At 62.4% G+C, this 15,030-nt stretch carries 19 protein-coding genes; 6 read left to right on the top strand and 13 right to left on the bottom strand.

The features are described 5' to 3' along the window. Positions 1 to 16 precede the first annotated feature (16 nt). From H040_RS02890 to H040_RS02880, 3 genes are all read right to left on the bottom strand, one after another. Positions 17 to 487: a nuclear transport factor 2 family protein gene (locus H040_RS02890; RefSeq protein ID WP_027920198.1), complete on the bottom strand. Its 471-nt coding sequence runs from the start codon at positions 485 to 487 to the stop codon at positions 17 to 19. Between the two features lie 160 nt (positions 488 to 647). Then, positions 648 to 1,928 (bottom strand): CynX/NimT family MFS transporter, encoded by a 1,281-nt coding sequence (locus tag H040_RS02885; protein WP_027920199.1) that lies wholly within the window; start codon positions 1,926 to 1,928, stop codon positions 648 to 650. Positions 1,929 to 1,941: 13 nt separating this feature from the next. Then, entirely contained in the window at positions 1,942 to 2,592 is a 651-nt protein-coding gene (locus H040_RS02880; protein ID WP_027920200.1) for a FadR/GntR family transcriptional regulator, read from the bottom strand. 275 nt (positions 2,593 to 2,867) lie between these two features. On the opposite strand from H040_RS02880, the gene H040_RS02875 reads away from it, so the two are divergent. Further along, the gene (locus H040_RS02875) at positions 2,868 to 3,374 is read left to right on the top strand and encodes a hypothetical protein (RefSeq protein ID WP_146746752.1); all 507 of its coding nucleotides are present in this window, start codon (positions 2,868 to 2,870) and stop codon (positions 3,372 to 3,374) included. Positions 3,375 to 3,432: 58 nt separating this feature from the next. Here H040_RS02875 and hisC read toward each other — a convergent pair whose 3' ends face one another. From hisC to H040_RS02825, 10 genes are all read right to left on the bottom strand, one after another. Continuing rightward, positions 3,433 to 4,482: a histidinol-phosphate transaminase gene (hisC, locus tag H040_RS02870; RefSeq protein ID WP_027920202.1), complete on the bottom strand. Its 1,050-nt coding sequence runs from the start codon at positions 4,480 to 4,482 to the stop codon at positions 3,433 to 3,435. Between the two features lie 2 nt (positions 4,483 to 4,484). Next, complete coding sequence (hisD, locus tag H040_RS02865; RefSeq protein ID WP_027920203.1) at positions 4,485 to 5,810, bottom strand: histidinol dehydrogenase; 1,326 nt, start codon at positions 5,808 to 5,810, stop codon at positions 4,485 to 4,487. Positions 5,811 to 5,946: 136 nt separating this feature from the next. After that, the gene (gene hisG, locus H040_RS02860; RefSeq protein WP_027920204.1) at positions 5,947 to 6,582 is read right to left on the bottom strand and encodes an ATP phosphoribosyltransferase; all 636 of its coding nucleotides are present in this window, start codon (positions 6,580 to 6,582) and stop codon (positions 5,947 to 5,949) included. A 93-nt stretch (positions 6,583 to 6,675) separates the two neighbouring features. Continuing rightward, positions 6,676 to 7,941 (bottom strand): UDP-N-acetylglucosamine 1-carboxyvinyltransferase, encoded by a 1,266-nt coding sequence (murA, locus tag H040_RS02855; protein ID WP_027920205.1) that lies wholly within the window; start codon positions 7,939 to 7,941, stop codon positions 6,676 to 6,678. Between the two features lie 23 nt (positions 7,942 to 7,964). Next, positions 7,965 to 8,204: a BolA family protein gene (locus H040_RS02850; RefSeq protein ID WP_003255121.1), complete on the bottom strand. Its 240-nt coding sequence runs from the start codon at positions 8,202 to 8,204 to the stop codon at positions 7,965 to 7,967. A 118-nt stretch (positions 8,205 to 8,322) separates the two neighbouring features. Beyond that, the gene (locus H040_RS02845) at positions 8,323 to 8,625 is read right to left on the bottom strand and encodes an STAS domain-containing protein (RefSeq protein WP_027920206.1); all 303 of its coding nucleotides are present in this window, start codon (positions 8,623 to 8,625) and stop codon (positions 8,323 to 8,325) included. Beyond that, positions 8,622 to 9,269, bottom strand: coding sequence for an MlaC/ttg2D family ABC transporter substrate-binding protein (locus H040_RS02840; protein ID WP_027920207.1), 648 nt, complete (start codon positions 9,267 to 9,269; stop codon positions 8,622 to 8,624). The genes H040_RS02845 and H040_RS02840 overlap by 4 nt, the downstream gene beginning before the upstream one ends. Positions 9,270 to 9,278: 9 nt before the next feature. Continuing rightward, the gene (gene mlaD, locus H040_RS02835; protein ID WP_027920208.1) at positions 9,279 to 9,764 is read right to left on the bottom strand and encodes an outer membrane lipid asymmetry maintenance protein MlaD; all 486 of its coding nucleotides are present in this window, start codon (positions 9,762 to 9,764) and stop codon (positions 9,279 to 9,281) included. Further along, the gene (gene mlaE / locus H040_RS02830; protein WP_027920209.1) at positions 9,764 to 10,561 is read right to left on the bottom strand and encodes a lipid asymmetry maintenance ABC transporter permease subunit MlaE; all 798 of its coding nucleotides are present in this window, start codon (positions 10,559 to 10,561) and stop codon (positions 9,764 to 9,766) included. The genes mlaD and mlaE overlap by 1 nt, the downstream gene beginning before the upstream one ends. After that, the gene (locus H040_RS02825) at positions 10,561 to 11,370 is read right to left on the bottom strand and encodes an ATP-binding cassette domain-containing protein (RefSeq protein ID WP_027920210.1); all 810 of its coding nucleotides are present in this window, start codon (positions 11,368 to 11,370) and stop codon (positions 10,561 to 10,563) included. Before H040_RS02825 ends, mlaE begins: the two co-directional genes overlap by 1 nt. 247 nt (positions 11,371 to 11,617) lie before the next feature. Between H040_RS02825 and H040_RS02820 the strand changes: the two genes are divergently transcribed. Genes H040_RS02820 through lptB form a run of 5 tightly spaced genes read left to right on the top strand, consistent with a single transcriptional unit; the run spans position 11,618 to position 14,949 of the window. Beyond that, the gene (locus H040_RS02820; RefSeq protein WP_027920211.1) at positions 11,618 to 12,592 is read left to right on the top strand and encodes a KpsF/GutQ family sugar-phosphate isomerase; all 975 of its coding nucleotides are present in this window, start codon (positions 11,618 to 11,620) and stop codon (positions 12,590 to 12,592) included. 14 nt (positions 12,593 to 12,606) lie between these two features. Then, the gene (locus H040_RS02815) at positions 12,607 to 13,131 is read left to right on the top strand and encodes a KdsC family phosphatase (protein WP_027920212.1); all 525 of its coding nucleotides are present in this window, start codon (positions 12,607 to 12,609) and stop codon (positions 13,129 to 13,131) included. A gap of 8 nt (positions 13,132 to 13,139) precedes the next feature. Beyond that, a complete protein-coding gene (gene lptC, locus H040_RS02810) occupies positions 13,140 to 13,712 on the top strand; it encodes an LPS export ABC transporter periplasmic protein LptC (protein ID WP_027920213.1) in 573 nt (190 codons plus the stop codon). Next, positions 13,699 to 14,223 carry a lipopolysaccharide transport periplasmic protein LptA gene (gene lptA, locus H040_RS02805; protein WP_027595608.1) on the top strand — a complete coding sequence of 175 codons (525 nt, stop codon included), beginning with the start codon at positions 13,699 to 13,701 and terminating at the stop codon, positions 14,221 to 14,223. The genes lptC and lptA overlap by 14 nt, the downstream gene beginning before the upstream one ends. Beyond that, entirely contained in the window at positions 14,224 to 14,949 is a 726-nt protein-coding gene (lptB, locus tag H040_RS02800; RefSeq protein WP_027920214.1) for an LPS export ABC transporter ATP-binding protein, read from the top strand. The last annotated feature ends 81 nt before the right edge of the window (positions 14,950 to 15,030 follow it).

The raw sequence follows: 15,030 nt of genomic DNA, 5'->3' as shown, positions 1-15,030 counted from the left end.
CCGACAGCTTAACCGCTCAACTCGCTTGCTGGAACGCTCGCAGGCCTTTGAAAGCCTGCTGGCGCACCTTGTTCTGCAGCATTGGCGACCAGCCCAGCAACAGCCCTGGCGTTCCCAGTGCCTGACGTGACCAGCGCCACAGGTCGAAGCTGTCGTCATGCTGGCAGATCAGCCCGTCGCGCATGACGAAGCGCGCCTGGATATCGTTGACCACGGTGCGGCCAGTCTGGCTGAACAGGTAGGTGGCAACCCAGTGGGCACAGCCGCTGCGCTGGTCGGCTTGGACCTGGTCGAACGTCAGCGAAAAATCCTTGGCACGGGTGGTGAGCATGCGCCACATGTCGCCGGCATCGCGGCCGCGCAGGGTGCCGAATACCGGGTCGCTGAAGACGATGTCGTCGCTGTAGCAGGCCACCATGGCCTCGGCGTCCAGGCGCTGAAAGGCCTGATAGAAGCGGGTGATCAGGTCACGGTTGGCGTCGCTCATGGGGGCTGGTCCGTCCTGGGAATGGGAAGTTGCACGATAATCTGCCCCGCCTGCATACGCCAGTACCGGCCTCTTCGTGGGCAAGACCGCTCCCACGGTCGTCGCGATCCCTGTGGGAGCGGGCTTGCCCGCGAAGAGGCCTGTAAGGCCACCCTCAATGTCAGAGCTTTTCGCTGGTCACCTGCACATGCATAGCCCGCCCAGCACCCAGCCCAAACACGATCGCCCCGACGCCAAGCACAGCGAAAATCCAGCCCACCGCCGCCCAGCCCCCGGTCACGTCATGCACCAGGCCGACCGCAAACGGGCCCATGGACGCCAGGGTATAACCCACACCCTGGGCCATGCTCGACAGGTTCGCCGCCACATGGGCATCCTTCGAGCGCAGCACGATCAGTGTCAACGCCAGGGCAAAGGTACCGCCCTGCCCCAGCCCCAACAGCACCGCCCAGCCCCACAGCCCGTCGACAGGTGCATACAGGCAACCGAACAGGCCCGCCAAGGTCACCAGCATCACGATCACGATGGCCAGGCGCTGGTCCTTGCCGCGGGTGGCAAGCCAGGGGGCACTCAGCGAGCTGACCAGCTGCACGATCACCGACCCGGACAGCACCAGGCCGGCCTCGGTCGGGCTCAGGCCACGGCCGATGAGAATCGACGGCAACCAGCCAAAGACGATGTACGCCAGTGACGACTGCAACCCCATGTACAGCGTTACCTGCCACGCCAGCGGATCACGCCAAAGCCCGCGCACCCGGTAGGCGACCTTGTGCATGCCGTGGCCCTGGCGCGCTTGCGGCAACCAGATGAGCATGGCCAGCAGCGCCGGTATCATCCAGAAGCCCAGGCCAAGGGCCCAGTTGTCATCGAAATGCTGGGTCAGCGGCACGGTGGCCCCGGCCGCCATGGCCGCCCCCAGGCACAGGGCCATGGTATAGACGCCGGTCAGGGTACCCGCATGCTGCGGGAAGTCGCGCTTGACGATACCCGGCAACAGCACGCCGATGATGCCGATGCTGGCCCCGGCCATCACGCTGCCGATGAATACGCCGGCAGCCCCCAGGGCGCTGCGCACCACGATACCCAACGCCAGGGTAAGCAAGATGCCAAGGATCACCCGCTCGCTGCCAAAGCGGCGCGCCAGGACCGGCGCCAGCGGTGCGAACAGCCCCAGGCAGAGCACCGGCAAGGTGGTCAGCAGGCCAGCCTCGGAGGCATTCAGGCCGAGCCCCGCAGCGACCTGGCCAAGCACAGGCGCCATGCTCGACAACGCCGGGCGCAGGTTCAACGCCACCAGCACAAGGCCCAGCAGCAACAGCCAAGGCCGCCGCAGAGCCGGCGGTTGTTGTTGCACCTGGGCATCGTCGGCTTCGGCGTCGATCAGCAGTTCTTCCAGGTCTCGCTCGCGGGCAGGCGCGTCTCGGGTCATTGGTTCAGCCATGGCCTTCTCGTCTTCAGGATTCGATGAGGGTCCGGCTCAGGGCCTTGGCCCGCTCCGGATCGCGTTGTTCGATGGCGTCGAGGATCTGCCCGTGCAGGTCGAAAGTCGCCTGGCTGCGCGGCACGGTCGCCATGTTGTGTTGCAGCGCGGCGGCCACCACACCGGAAAAGTAACGGTACAGCTCGCTCAGAGCCGGGTTGTGCGCGGCGTCGATCAACCGCTGGTGGAACACCAGGTCGCAACTGACATAGGCATCGACATCACCGTGAAAGTGCTCGGCACTGCCGGTCAGTGCCGCACGCAAGCCTTGCAGGTCTTCGTCGGTACGGCGCAATGCCGCAAGGCCGATCGCCTCGGTTTCGAGGATGTGCCGAGTCTCGCGGGCCTGCTCCAGGGTGCAGCGCGACATCGCCTGCACGGCCTGCAGCGGGTCCTGGCATGTACGCAAGTAACTGCCGTCACCCTGGCGGATTTCCACCAGGCCACTGAATGCGAGCACACGCATGGCCTCGCGCACAGTGTTGCGGCTAATGCCCAACTCCAGTGCCAGCACCGGCTCGGTCGGTAGCCGCTGCCCGACTTGCCAGTCGCCTTGCACAATCCGCTCACGCATGCGCTCCACGGCCAACTCGACCAATGAACGCTTGGTCAATTCACTGTTCATTTCATTCAACCAATCATCCGATGAATTGCCCGAGCATAATGGAACGCGTTCCGGACATCAATTCAACTGGCATTGCTACCAGTTGCCAGTTCAATGCCTTGTTGCAACGCTTGGCTCCACTCCATCAAGGCCCCGTTCATGCTCACTTCCAACGTGCTGCGGTTGGTTGCACGGGTTGCAGCCATACTGCTGCTCGGCCTGTCTTCCAAAGGCTGCGACCAGAGACCACCGCCAACGCAACCCAAGACACTGATCATCGGCATAGTTGCAGCACTATGAAAAACTGGGCGGCGACACAAACCTGCAGAAGCACCTGTTTTACGGCAAGGCCTATGCGGGCGGTATTACCGGCCGGGCCAGCGAGCAGGCCACTGTCAGCACTGAACCAACCGAGCATTCCGCAGGACAATCCTGGGCCCAACAACTTGTATGGCTACGCGGCGCAAATGTCGGTGGCCTCGACTGTGCTCAGGCACATGGGGCTCGACCTGCTGCCGGAATGGAAACTGGATGGCACGCCGCTGCTGGGCACCACCGGCGTACGGAAAGCACGGGCTATTGAAGGTGACGCCAAGCTGTTGTGGAACAGCGACTCACAAGGCACTGTGATCATTCACAAAAATGACCAGATAGTCGCAAACGTCCCGGCTTACCTGCAGCAATGGACTAATCCACAGGGCATGCGCCAGGCCAGCGACTATGTGCTCGAGCTTGATGACACACCGATAGCCGTGCGAACCCGGCCGGTCAGCAAGCCATTCATCATCGAGCAAAGCCGCTAGTGATATACGCGGCATGGTCTGCAGGAGCGAGCTCGCCCGCCCCTGCGGTACGCCATGCTCAGTTCAGCGCATCGATCAACGCCTGGTTCATCTCTGGCGTGCCAATGGTAATACGCAGGAACTGGGCAATCCGCTCCTGTTTGAAGTGACGCACGATCACCCCTTGCTCACGCAGACGCGCCGCCAGCTGCGCGGCATCCTGTTGCGGATGGCGGGCGAAGATGAAGTTGGCCGCCGATGGCAGCACTTCGAAGCCCTTCGCCACCAGTTGCTCGACCAGCGCTTCACGGCTGTCGATTACCTTGCGGCAGGTTTCCTCGAAGTAGGCCTGATCTTCGAACGCCGCCGCTGCACCCACGATGGCCATACGGTCCAACGGATAGGAGTTGAAGCTGTTCTTGATCCGCTCCAGCGCTTCGATCAGGTCCGGGTGGCCGACAGCCAGACCAACCCGCAGCCCGGCCAGCGAGCGCGATTTCGACAGGGTCTGGGTCACCAGCAGGTTGTCGTAGCGGTCCACCAGGCTGATAGCCGTCTCACCACCGAAGTCGATGTAGGCTTCATCCACCACCACGACCGAATCACGGTTGGCCTGCAGCAACTGCTCTATCGCTTGCAGCGGCAGCAGGCAGCCGGTTGGCGCGTTAGGGTTGGGGAAGATGATCCCGGCGTTGGCCCTGGCGTAGTCGGCGATGCGGATCTGGAACTGCTCGTCCAGTGCCACCTGCTCGAATGGAATGCCGTACAGGCCGCAGTAGACCGGATAGAAGCTGTAGCTGACATCCGGGAACAGCAGCGGACCACGGTCGTGCTGGAACAAGCCGTGGAATATGTGTGCCAGCACCTCGTCCGAGCCGTTGCCGACGAATACCTGAGCCGGGGTGACATTGTAGTACTCGGCCACCGCCTGCTTGAGCCGGTCACTGTTCGGGTCCGGATAAAGGCGCAGGTTGTCGTTCAGTTCCGCGCGCATGGCCTCCAGCGCCTTGGGCGACGGGCCATACGGGTTCTCGTTGGTGTTCAGCTTCACCAGGCGGGCCATTTTGGGCTGCTCGCCCGGCACGTAAGGTACCAACGCCTTGACGAAGGGGCTCCAGAATCGACTCATGCTCAGTTCCCCTTGTCTTGGGTCAGGATACGGTATTCAGCGCTACGGGCGTGGGCGGTCAGCGACTCGCCACGGGCCAGGACCGAGGCAGTATGGCCGAGCTCGGACGCGCCTTGCTCGGAGCAGAAGATGATCGACGAGCGCTTCTGGAAGTCATACACCCCCAGCGGCGACGAGAAACGCGCGGTACCGGAAGTCGGCAGCACGTGGTTGGGGCCGGCGCAGTAGTCGCCCAGCGCTTCGCTGGTGTGGCGGCCCATGAAGATCGCGCCGGCGTGGCGGATCTGCGGCAACCAGGCTTGCGGGTCGGCGACCGACAGCTCCAGGTGCTCAGGGGCAATGCGGTTCGCCACCTCGATGGCCTGCTGCATGTCACGCACCTGGATCAGCGCACCACGGCCATTGATCGATTTCTCGATGATCTCGGCACGCTCCATGGTCGGCAGCAGCTTGTCGATGCTCGCGGCCACGCGGTCGAGGAACGCAGCATCCGGGCTGATCAGGATGGCCTGGGCGTCTTCATCGTGCTCGGCCTGGGAGAACAGGTCCATGGCGATCCAGTCCGGGTCAGTCTGGCCGTCGCACACCACGAGGATTTCCGAAGGGCCAGCGATCATGTCGATGCCGACCTGGCCGAACACGTGGCGCTTGGCGGTGGCCACGTAGATATTGCCCGGGCCGACAATCTTGTCCACCTGCGGCACACTTTCAGTGCCATAAGCCAGGGCCGCAACGGCCTGGGCACCACCAACAGTGAACACCCGGTCGACACCGGCAATGCAGGCGGCGGCCAGCACCAGTTCATTGACCTCGCCACGTGGGGTCGGCACCACCATCACCACTTCGGTAACGCCAGCGACCTTGGCCGGAATGGCGTTCATCAGCACCGACGACGGGTACGACGCCTTGCCACCCGGCACGTACAGGCCGGCCCGGTCCAGCGGGGTGACTTTCTGGCCGAGCACGGTGCCGTCAGCTTCGGTGTACTGCCAGGAGTCCTGCTTCTGCCGCTCGTGGTACAGGCGCACGCGATTGGCGGCGTTCTCCAGCGCTTCACGCTGGGCGTCGGTGATGCGAGTCAGGGCCAGCTCCAGGCGCTCGCGGCCGAGGATCAAGTCGTCGATGGACGTGGTGTCAACGCCATCGAAACGCTGGGTGAATTCCACCAGCGCGGCATCACCGCGCTCACGCACGGCCTTGATGATGTCGAGCACGCGCTGGTTGACCGCGTCATCGGACACACTTTCCCAGCTCAGCAGATGATCCAGATGTCGGGCGAAATCCGGATCAGCAGCGTTGAGACGGGCAATTGCAGTGGACACGGTCATGGCGAGGGCCTCGATTATTAGCGAATGCTCAGGCGCCCTAGGCTACCAGTCCATCCGCGCGGGCACCCGAGAAAAGTGGCTATGACGCGGATAGACGGGCGCGACAGCGAAGGCCGCGCGCAGGAGGTAGAGAGTCTTAGCCGCGGTGTCGCGATTCGACTGCTTTGCGCAGCGTGTCGATCAGGCTTTGGATGCGGGCGTGCTGCATCTTCATGGAGGCCTTGTTGACCACCAGGCGCGAACTGATCGTGGCGATCAGTTCCTGGGGCTCCAGGCCGTTGGCACGCAGGGTATTACCGGTGTCGACCACGTCGATGATCTTGTCGGCGAGGTTGATCAGGGGCGCCAGCTCCATCGAACCATACAGCTTGATGATGTCGACCTGGCGGCCTTGTTCGGCGTAATAACGCTTGGCCACGTTGACGAACTTGGTGGCGACGCGCAGGCGACCCTTGGGCTCGGGCGCACCAACCACACCAGCGGTCATCAGCTTGCAGCGGGCAATCTGCAGGTCCAGCGGTTCATACAGACCCTGGCCGCCGTACTCCATCAGCACGTCCTTGCCAGCCACACCGAGGTCGGCAGCACCATGCTCGACATAGGTCGGCACGTCGGTGGCACGCACGATCAGCAGGCGCACGTCGTCCTGCGTGGTGGGGATGATCAGCTTGCGGCTCTTGTCCGGGTTCTCGGTCGGCACGATGCCGGCCTCGGCCAGCAATGGCAGGGTATCGTCGAGAATACGGCCTTTGGAAAGCGCGATGGTCAACATTGGAACGTCGGTCCTTAAGCGGCTACTGCCGGCCGGGCTATTATCGCCCGACCGCATTCAATTCGAATGGCACGTCCCTGTGCCAGCGGGCGACTAGCCCGGTACGCGGCGGATTTTCGCGCCGAGCATCTGCAGTTTTTCCTCGATGCACTCGTAACCACGGTCGATGTGGTAGATGCGGTCGATCAGGGTGTCGCCTTCGGCGACCAGCGCCGACAGCACCAGGCTGGCGGATGCACGCAGGTCGGTGGCCATGACCGGAGCCCCTTTGAGGGCCGGTACGCCAGTGACGATCGCGGTGTTGCCTTCGACCTGGATCTGCGCGCCCATGCGGTGCATTTCGTACACATGCATGAAGCGGTTTTCGAAGATCGTCTCGATGACTGCGCCAGTGCCTTCGGCGATGGCGTTCAGCGAGATGAACTGCGCCTGCATGTCGGTCGGGAACGCCGGATACGGGGCGGTGCGCAGGTTGACGGCTTTCGGCCGCTTGCCGTGCATGTCCAGTTCGATCCAGTCCTCACCGGTAGTGAGGTCGGCGCCCGCTTCCTTCAGTTTTTCCAGAACCGCCTCGAGGATGGTCGGATCGGTGTCCTTGACCTTGACGCGACCGCCGGTCACGGCAGCGGCGACCAGGTAGGTACCCGTCTCGATACGGTCAGGCATTACACGGTAGCTGGCCGAGTGCAGGCGCTCGACGCCATCGATGGTGATGGTATCGGTACCGGCGCCCTGGACCTTGCCGCCCATGGCGTTGATGAAGTTGGCCAGGTCGACCACTTCAGGCTCGCGCGCAGCGTTCTGCAGCACGCTGCGGCCTTTGGCCAGGGCAGCGGCCATCATGATGTTCTCGGTACCGGTCACGCTGACGGTGTCGAAGAAGAAGTGCGCGCCGCGCAGGCCGCCCTCAGGCGCCTTGGCCTTGATGTAGCCGCCTTCGACCTCGATATGCGCGCCCATGGCCTCGAGGCCACGGATGTGCAGGTCGACCGGGCGCGAACCGATTGCGCAGCCACCTGGCAGTGCCACTTCGGCTTCACCGAAGCGCGCGACCATAGGGCCGAGCACCAGGATCGAGGCGCGCATGGTCTTGACCAGCTCGTAAGGGGCTACCAGGGTCTTGATGGTGCGCGGATCGATTTCCACCGCCAGCTTTTCGTCGATCACAGGCTCGATGCCCATGCGCCCGAACAGCTCGATCATGGTGGTGATGTCGTGCAGGTGCGGCAGGTTGCCCACGGTGACCGGGCCATCGGCCAGCAAGGTCGCCGCCAGGATCGGCAGAGCCGCGTTCTTCGCGCCGGAAATACGGATCTCGCCGTCAAGACGAGCGCCGCCAGTAATAATCAGTTTGTCCATTGGTGTCTCGCCGCCAAGTTGGCTCAGGTGCGCTCAGCCCAGGCTGCGCTGCTGAAAAATTTCATGGTTACCGCATGGATGCTGCCATTGGCAATCCACGGATTCAGGTGAGCATAGATCGCCTGCTGACGTTTGACCGGGCTCAGGCCAGCCAACTCGTCGCTGATCACGTTCAACTGGAAGTTGCAGCCTTCGCCTTCAACTTCGACCCGGGATCCCGGCAATTTCTCTTCAAGGAAGCTCTTAACTTCTACGGCCTGCATGCTCAACCTCAATCGGCGCCCGATGCGCACGGGTCGGCCATCATACAAAAAAGCCCCTCGCCTGCGAAGCCCAACGAAGGGGCTCGCGACCGAGGGGCCTCTCGTCACTGCCAAGCCATCAGCTTGCCAGCACCTCGTCGAGGTCATAAACCCCGGCAATCTCCCGCATGTCGTCGGGCATGCCGCGCACCTCGAAAGCCTTGCCGGCTGCCTGGGCATCACGGATGAACGCCAGCAGCAGCGACAGGCCGACACTGGTGGAGCGCCCCACAGCCGAACAGTCCAGCACCAGGCGCGCCTCACGGCAGGCGCCGATCAGCGCCTTGCCCTGCGTGCGCAGGGCCGGCCCGCTGCGGTAATCCAGTTCGCCGGCCAGGCACAGCACGCCCGGCTCGGCCATGGTTACAGCGGCTTCGCTCATTTGACGGTCTTCTCTGGCGAGTTGTCGGCAGCTTCCTTGGCCTTGGCCACTTCGCCGGCCCAGCCGTCAATGGTCTTGTCCAGGTCATTGCCGTTGCGCTGCATGGCGTCGGCGAACTGGTCGCGGAACAGCTTGCCAACGTTGATGCCGTTGACGATGACGTTACGCACCTTCCACTCGCCACCCAGGTTTTCCAGGGTGTACTGCACCGGGTACACGGCACCGTTGTTGCCGGTGACCTTCATGCCGACACTGGCGCGCTTGCCGTCATCAGCCTTGGCCGGGTCGACGGTGATGCCCTGGTTGTTGTACTCGAGCAGCGCATTGCCATAGAACTGCATCAGGCTGCGCTTGAAGTTTTCCTGGAAGCGCTGCATCTGCGCAGGGGTCGCCTTGCGCGAGTACTTGACGGTCATGATGCTCTTGGAAATACCGTCGGCGTCCACCACCGGGCCAAGGATGCGGTTGAGCGCATCGTAGAAGGCGTTGGGGTTGGCCTTGTACTGCTCCTTGTTGGCCTTGAGATCGCCAAGCAGTTCGGTGGTGGTGCTCTGCACCACGTCGTGCGGCGACTGCGCGGCCAAGGCCATCAGAGGGAAGGCCGCCAGCAACACCAGCAGGCCACGTCGCAGGATCGAAATCATGGAAACTCCTTAATTAGCCGGTTGCGCTTCTTTTGGTTCCTTGCCAACGGAGTTGAGCAGGAACTTGCCAATCAGATCTTCCAGCACCAGCGCCGACTGCGTGTCATGGATGGTGGCACCATCCTTGAGCACATCTTCTTCGCCGCCCACGCTGATACCGATGTACTTCTCGCCAAGCAAGCCGGCGGTCAGGATCGAAGCAGTGGAGTCGGTCGGCAGGTTGTTGACCGCCTTGTCCAATTGCAGCGTCACCCGGCCGGTGTAGGAATCACGGTCCAGATCGATGGCGGTGACCTTGCCGATCGTTACACCGGCCATGGTCACTTTAGCTCTGACCGTCAAACCGGCGATATTGTCGAAGTACGCATAAACTTTATAGGTATCGCTGCTCGGGCTGGCCGACAGCCCGCTGACACGCAGGGCCAGCAGCAGCAGTGCCAGGATCCCGGCCAGGAGGAACAGGCCGACACCGATTTCCAGGGTGCGGTTTTGCATCAGAAATCTCCAAACATCAAGGCGGTCAGAATAAAGTCCAGACCCAGTACTGCCAACGAGGCATAGACCACGGTCTTGGTGGTGGCGCGGCTGATCCCCTCTGAGGTGGGTTCGCAGTCGTACCCTTGGAATACGGCAATCCAGGTCGTGACGAAGGCAAATACCAGGCTCTTGATCAGCCCGTTGAGCACGTCGTCGGTAAAGGAAACGCTGTTCTGCATGTTGCCCCAGAACGAACCTTCGTAAACGCCCAGCCAGTCAACTGCGACCCACGAACCCCCCCAGATACCGACCACGCTGAAGATCAGCGCCAGCAGCGGCAGCGAGATGAAACCGGCCCACAGGCGTGGCGCGACGATGTACTTGAGCGGGTCGACGCCGATCATTTCCAGGCTCGACAACTGCTCGGTGGACTTCATGTTGCCGATTTCGGCGGTAAGCGCAGAACCGGCGCGGCCGGCGAACAACAGCGCGGTGACCACCGGACCGAGCTCACGCAGCAGGGTCAGGGCGACCATTTGCCCGACCGCCTGCTCGGAGCCGTACTTGGTCAGGATGCTGTAGCCCTGCAGGGCCAGCACCATGCCGATGAAAACGCCGGAAACGACGATGATCGCCAGCGACAGCACGCCCACCGAGTACAATTGCTTGGTCAGCAACTGGAAACCGCCGCCAATGCCGCCGCGACCGATCAGTGCATGGAACAGGAACAGGCACGAACGCCCGAGCACCGCCACCACGTCGATCGCCGAGCGCCCCAGCAGGCGGATACGTTCGAGTAAGGATTTTCTGCGCATCACCGCGCCCCCAGCAGATCGGCGCGGTAGTCAGGCGCGGGAAAGTGGAATGGCACCGGGCCGTCCGGGTCGCCTTTCATGAACTGGCGAATGCGCGGGTTGTCCGACCCCATCAGCTCGTCTGGCGTACCCTGGCCCAACACCTGGCCGTCACCGACCACATAGAGGTAGTCGGCGATACTGGCGGTTTCGGCCAGGTCGTGGGAAACCACGATACTGGTGATACCCAGGGCATCGTTGAGCAGGCGGATCAGCCGCACGAGCACGCCCATGGCAATTGGGTCCTGGCCGACGAACGGTTCATCGTACATGAGGATCTGCGGATCCAGGGCAATCGCCCGAGCCAGCGCCACCCGACGCTTCATGCCGCCGGACAGCTCGTCAGGCATCAGGTCGATGGCACCGCGCAGGCCAACGGCCTGCAGTTTCATCAAGACGATGTCCCGGATCATTTCGTCTGAAAGCTGGGTATGCACGCGCAAAGGAAATGCCACGTTCTCGAACACGTCGAGATCGGTAAACAGCGCACCGCTCTGGAACAACACGCCCATGTGCTTGCGTGCGTCGAACAGGTCGCTGCGCGACAGGCTCGGCAGGTTTTGCCCCGCCACCCACACTTCACCGCTCGACGGCCGTAGCTGCGCGCCCATAAGGCGTAGCAGCGTGGTCTTGCCGCAACCCGACGGCCCCATGATCCCGGTTACCTTGCCGCGCGGGATACGGATGTCGACATTGCTGAAAATGCTGCGCGAACCGCGCTTGAAGGTGACTCCCTTCAACTCGACCGCGTAGGCGCTATCCACACTCATCTAGACTCCTTGCTAGTGCAGCCTCGCACTAATGGACGCCGGCCTTCATCGTGAAGGCACACGCACCCTTGGCAGGCCGAATAGCGGCGAACTATAGCACCGCTGACCGTGCGCCCCCAAGGGTGTGGAACAGGTCGTTCAGGGCAACGACAGGGTTTCATGACAATTGTTCAGGCAAACCAATGGATGAGGCTTTCCTCCATTGCAGCTATAATCGCCGCCTTTTAATCAGGCATTGCTTTTCGACATGAGCCAATCCAGCGAGCTTATCCAATCCGCCCAACGCACCTTGCGCCTTGAGCTGGAGGCCGTACAGGGCCTGACAGCCAGCATCGACGCGAATTTCGTCAAGGCCTGCGAGCTGATCCTCGCCAGCACAGGGCGGGTGGTGGTGGTCGGCATGGGCAAGTCTGGGCATATCGGCAACAAGATCGCCGCCACCCTGGCCAGCACCGGCACCCCGGCATTTTTCGTGCACCCGGCCGAAGCCAGCCACGGCGACATGGGCATGATCACCCGGGATGATGTGATCCTGGCGCTGTCAAACTCCGGCAGCACAGCCGAAATCGTTACTTTGCTGCCATTGATCAAGCGCCTTGGTATCCAGCTGATCAGCCTGACCGGCAACCCGGACTCGCCACTGGCCCAGGCCGCCGAGGTCAACCTCGACGCACGCGTTGCCCAGGAAGCCTGCCCGCTGAATCTGGCGCCGACCTCCTCCACCACTGCCGCGCTGGTGCTGGGCGACGCGCTCGCCATCGCACTGCTCGAGGCGCGCGGTTTCACCGCAGAAGACTTCGCCTTCTCGCACCCCGGCGGTGCACTGGGCCGCCGCCTGCTGCTCAAGGTCGAGAACGTCATGCATGCCGGCGACGAGCTACCACAGGTTCAGCGCGGTACACTGCTCAAGGATGCCCTGCTCGAAATGTCGCGCAAGGGCCTGGGCATGACCGTGGTCCTGGAGCAGGACGGCACCCTCGCCGGTATCTTCACCGATGGCGACCTGCGCCGTAGCCTGGACCGCAACATCGATGTTCACACCACCCTGATCGACCAGGTGATGACCGTACACGGCAGGACCGCTCGCGCCGAGATGCTCGCCGCCGAAGCGCTGAAAATCATGGAAGACCACAAGATCAGCGCCCTGGTGGTTGTGGACAAGGACGACCGGCCGACCGGCGCCCTGAACATGCACGACCTGCTGCGCGCTGGCGTGATGTAAAGGAGAACGAACAGATGACTCTAGATCTCATGCAACGCGGCAAGGCGATCAAGCTCGCCGTTTTCGACGTAGACGGCGTACTCACCGATGGCCGCCTGTACTTCCTCGAAGATGGCAGCGAATTCAAGACCTTCAACACCCTCGATGGCCAGGGCATCAAAATGCTCATGACCTCGGGCGTGACCACGGCAATCATCAGTGGGCGCAAGACTCCAGTGGTAGAGCGCCGGGCGAAAAACCTCGGCATTCCTCATCTTTATCAGGGCCGCGAGGACAAATTGACAGTGCTCGACGGCCTGCTCGCCGAACTGGGCCTAAGCTATGAACAAGTCGCCTACCTGGGCGACGACCTGCCTGACCTGCCGGTGATTCGCCGGGTAGGCCTGGGCATTGCCGTCGCCAACGCCGCACCGTTCGTCCGCCAGCACGCCCACGGAGTAACCCAGGCTCGCGGCGGCGAAGGCGCTGCACGCGAATTCTGCGAACTGATCATGCAGGCCCAGGGTACCCTGGACGCTGCCAACGCCAACTACCTTTAAGGCTGCCCATGTTCAGCAAGAAAGCCCGCAATTTTGCGCTGCTGGCGGTGATCGCCGCCCTGCTGGTAGCAGTCGGCTACTGGAATGTCAGCCCCGAGAGCTTCCTCGAAAAGCCGGCGGCCCAAGTTGATGAAAGCGCCATCGACTATTACGCGATCAACGCGCACAGCGTGCAGTTCCTGCCCGACGGCAAGCTGCAGTACGAAATGACTGCCGACAAGGTCGAGCATCTCAGGGCCAGCGAAGTCACCCTCCTGACCACGCCCGACCTGCACATGTACCGGGGCACCGAGTACCCTTGGCATGTGCAGAGCGAACGCGCCGAAGTCAACCCGGATGGCACCGAGGTCGAACTGATCGACAACGTCCGCGTGCAACGCACCGACGAAAAGCAGCGTGAACTCGTCGTTACCAGCTCACGCATGACCGTATTCCCGCAGAAGCAATATGCGCAGACCGAGCAAGCCGTTAGAATCGACGGCGCCGGTGGCACAACTACGGGCAAAGGAATGAAAGCGTATTTGAAAGAAGGCAAGATTGACTTGCTCTCTAACGTAAGAGGACAGTATGAGGCTCGTTAAAACCCTCCCCCTTTTGCTCAGCCTGAGCGCAGCACTGGGAAGCGCGAGCGCCTTCGCCCTGCCGACCGACCGTGACCAGCCTATTCGCATCCAGGCCGACAACGCGCACCTGGACGACAAGCAAGGCGTGGCCACCTACACCGGCGATGTGATCATCACCCAGGGCTCGATGATGATCAAAGGCAACACCGTGACCATGACCCGTGCCGCCAACGGCGACATCGACGTGGTGACTTCGGTGGGCAACCTGGCCTACTTCGAGCAGCAGCAGAGCACGGCCAAGCCTGACAAGATGAAAGGCTGGGCCGTGACCATCCAGTACCAGGCCCAGAAAGACACGGTGATTCTCACCGATCGCGCCAAGGTCGAGAACGAAGGCAACACCACCGAAGGCGAGAAGATCGTCTACAACACCAAGACCCAGGTTGCGACCGCCGGTCGTGGTGGCAACGTGACTCAGCCACGTCAGCGCATCGACATGGTGATCCAGCCGAAGAAGAAGGCCGAGTAAATGGCAACCCTCAAAGCCCAGCACCTGGCCAAGAGCTACAAGGGGCGGCAAGTCGTGCGCGATGTCAGCCTGTCGATCGACAGCGGGCAGATCGTCGGCCTGCTCGGCCCCAATGGCGCCGGCAAGACCACCTGCTTCTACATGATCGTAGGCCTGGTCCAGGCCGACCAGGGGCGCGTGCTGATCGATAACCTCGATGTCAGCCACCAGCCCATGCACGGGCGCGCCCGCGCCGGTATCGGCTACCTGCCGCAGGAAGCCTCGATCTTCCGCAAGCTGTCGGTGGCCGACAACATCATGGCCATTCTCGAGACCCGCAAGGACATCGACCGCGAAGGCCGGCGCAAAGAACTGGAAAGCCTGCTGCAGGAATTCCACATCAGCCACATCCGCGACAACCTCGGCATGAGCCTTTCCGGTGGTGAACGCCGCCGGGTCGAAATTGCCCGCGCCCTGGCCACTGCACCGAAGTTCATCCTGCTGGACGAACCGTTTGCCGGTGTCGACCCGATCTCCGTGGGCGACATCAAGCAGATCATCCATCACCTCAAGGCCAAGGGCATCGGTGTACTGATCACCGACCACAACGTCCGTGAAACCTTGGATATCTGCGAAACCGCCTACATCGTGAACGATGGTCAGCTGATCGCCGAAGGTGACGCCGAGACCATCCTGGCCAATGACCTGGTCAAGGAAGTCTACCTGGGCCACGAGTTCCGACTCTGACCCCGGGATCTGCCTGGAGCGCTGGCAATAACGCCCTGTCGGGGCTTAAGTTGTTACAGCGCTCTAGGCAAACGCTACAAT

The organism is Pseudomonas sp. URMO17WK12:I7 (assembly GCF_003269045.1).
Lineage (GTDB): Bacteria > Pseudomonadota > Gammaproteobacteria > Pseudomonadales > Pseudomonadaceae > Aquipseudomonas > Aquipseudomonas putida_J.
Note: the sequence above shows the minus strand (reverse complement) of the source record. Positions and strands in the feature narration are given on the sequence as shown.

Excerpts from the sequence above, each read along its gene's own strand:
- H040_RS02820 (WP_027920211.1), top strand. The coding sequence starts at position 11,618 with ATGAGCCAATCCAGCGAGCTTATCCAATCCGCCCAACGCACCTTGCGC.
- H040_RS02880 (WP_027920200.1), bottom strand. The coding sequence starts at position 2,592 with ATGAACAGTGAATTGACCAAGCGTTCATTGGTCGAGTTGGCCGTGGAG.
- lptA (WP_027595608.1), top strand. The coding sequence starts at position 13,699 with ATGAGGCTCGTTAAAACCCTCCCCCTTTTGCTCAGCCTGAGCGCAGCA.
- lptC (WP_027920213.1), top strand. The coding sequence starts at position 13,140 with ATGTTCAGCAAGAAAGCCCGCAATTTTGCGCTGCTGGCGGTGATCGCC.
- hisG (WP_027920204.1), bottom strand. The coding sequence starts at position 6,582 with ATGTTGACCATCGCGCTTTCCAAAGGCCGTATTCTCGACGATACCCTG.
- mlaE (WP_027920209.1), bottom strand. The coding sequence starts at position 10,561 with ATGCGCAGAAAATCCTTACTCGAACGTATCCGCCTGCTGGGGCGCTCG.
- murA (WP_027920205.1), bottom strand. The coding sequence starts at position 7,941 with ATGGACAAACTGATTATTACTGGCGGCGCTCGTCTTGACGGCGAGATC.
- H040_RS02825 (WP_027920210.1), bottom strand. The coding sequence starts at position 11,370 with ATGAGTGTGGATAGCGCCTACGCGGTCGAGTTGAAGGGAGTCACCTTC.
- H040_RS02890 (WP_027920198.1), bottom strand. The coding sequence starts at position 487 with ATGAGCGACGCCAACCGTGACCTGATCACCCGCTTCTATCAGGCCTTT.
- mlaD (WP_027920208.1), bottom strand. The coding sequence starts at position 9,764 with ATGCAAAACCGCACCCTGGAAATCGGTGTCGGCCTGTTCCTCCTGGCC.
- H040_RS02840 (WP_027920207.1), bottom strand. The coding sequence starts at position 9,269 with ATGATTTCGATCCTGCGACGTGGCCTGCTGGTGTTGCTGGCGGCCTTC.
- H040_RS02885 (WP_027920199.1), bottom strand. The coding sequence starts at position 1,928 with ATGGCTGAACCAATGACCCGAGACGCGCCTGCCCGCGAGCGAGACCTG.
- H040_RS02845 (WP_027920206.1), bottom strand. The coding sequence starts at position 8,625 with ATGAGCGAAGCCGCTGTAACCATGGCCGAGCCGGGCGTGCTGTGCCTG.
- H040_RS02850 (WP_003255121.1), bottom strand. The coding sequence starts at position 8,204 with ATGCAGGCCGTAGAAGTTAAGAGCTTCCTTGAAGAGAAATTGCCGGGA.
- hisD (WP_027920203.1), bottom strand. The coding sequence starts at position 5,810 with ATGACCGTGTCCACTGCAATTGCCCGTCTCAACGCTGCTGATCCGGAT.
- H040_RS02815 (WP_027920212.1), top strand. The coding sequence starts at position 12,607 with ATGACTCTAGATCTCATGCAACGCGGCAAGGCGATCAAGCTCGCCGTT.
- H040_RS02875 (WP_146746752.1), top strand. The coding sequence starts at position 2,868 with ATGAAAAACTGGGCGGCGACACAAACCTGCAGAAGCACCTGTTTTACG.
- hisC (WP_027920202.1), bottom strand. The coding sequence starts at position 4,482 with ATGAGTCGATTCTGGAGCCCCTTCGTCAAGGCGTTGGTACCTTACGTG.
- lptB (WP_027920214.1), top strand. The coding sequence starts at position 14,224 with ATGGCAACCCTCAAAGCCCAGCACCTGGCCAAGAGCTACAAGGGGCGG.